The sequence below is a fragment of the Caballeronia jiangsuensis genome (assembly GCF_046030135.1).
GTDB lineage: Bacteria > Pseudomonadota > Gammaproteobacteria > Burkholderiales > Burkholderiaceae > Caballeronia > Caballeronia jiangsuensis.
In genome coordinates this window covers 1-1,138 of the sequence record NZ_JAQQDB010000106.1, presented here as the reverse complement: position 1 = coordinate 1,138, position 1,138 = coordinate 1, and the positions used below count along the sequence as shown (strand labels likewise).

At 54.0% G+C, this 1,138-nt stretch carries 1 protein-coding gene; it reads right to left on the bottom strand.

The annotated features are described in order from the left end of the window. Positions 1–136: 136 nt before the first annotated feature. A complete protein-coding gene (locus PQR08_RS38530) occupies positions 137–1,117 on the bottom strand; it encodes a DUF6708 domain-containing protein (RefSeq protein ID WP_408164466.1) in 981 nt (326 codons plus the stop codon). Positions 1,118–1,138: the final 21 nt, after the last annotated feature.

The following is a 1,138-nucleotide window of genomic DNA, read 5'->3' as shown; positions in this document are numbered from 1 at the left end:
CCGATCTTGTGCGTCGACGAACCCGTGACAACTTTTCCGCCGTGATCGGTACTGTCACCGACGAGGATGATCAAAAGACTCATAACTTCCAGAAGGAAAAACGCGTTGGACTATGACCGTACAACGCTCAGACGACTCATTGACTGATCTGCTCCCGAACCACACTAACGGGGTCCGTCGGAAACTTCGCTGGATTCTGCGCAGCCGTGCGCTGGTAGGGATCGGACGCATCGATCCGGCACTTCGCTTCGATCGCTGCAGGCCATTGCGGAATCTTGCTGGTCCTGATTGCGAACACGCGACCAATCGAAATGAGCCACACCACCGGCGCGGAGATGTACTGAATGAGCCTCGGCAGCCCGTTGAGGTTCAGGTTCAGCGCAAACAATCCTTCGCGAAATGTTTCACGTCTGCTTGCAACGTCGTGGCACCAGTGGACATCGCCAAAGACGGCCTTCGGGCCTTCTTCCATATAGCGGCGGACGAATTCCCAGCCGTTCTTGAGTTGGCGAGGATCTTCACTGTCTCCATGCAGGGCGAAGGTCCATTCCACGGTTTCTCGGTCTGCCTTGAGCGCGTGACCGCGAATGTCCCAGATCTGCGGCCCCGAGCCCGGCGTGTACGACCGCCTACACCGACTGATCGTAAAGAACAGATCGTCCCATTTCGCCGAGCGAATCACACCGTCAAGACAGAAGACGTACACCATGCGCTTGCGGTAGTTGAACCGGATGGGGTAATGCGTCCAGCGGAAGGATTCTTTTCGCAGTATCCAGAGCATGTAGGCCCAAAATGGACTACAGATCGCCCACCACAACACGATGCCCTGCCAGTCTGTTGAAGTTGGCACGAGATGCCATTCCGGAACCGTGAGCGCAATACATGTCATTGATACTGTGAGCGCGATAAAAAAGAGACTACAGAACGTCACGTAACCGCGATAGATGAACCATCGATCGACCAGTTCCATGAAGGTGGAATTGAATTTGACTGTCGACGCGTTATAAAACGGCGTAATGTCCAAGCGTTCCTTCTGGCGTAGCTGGTTTTGCCGCTCCTCTGCGGTCAGCATCCTGTTCACAGGATAGCTTTTTTGCGAAATGTCTTTATAGTTCATTTAAGATCCCGCGAGCGAAGA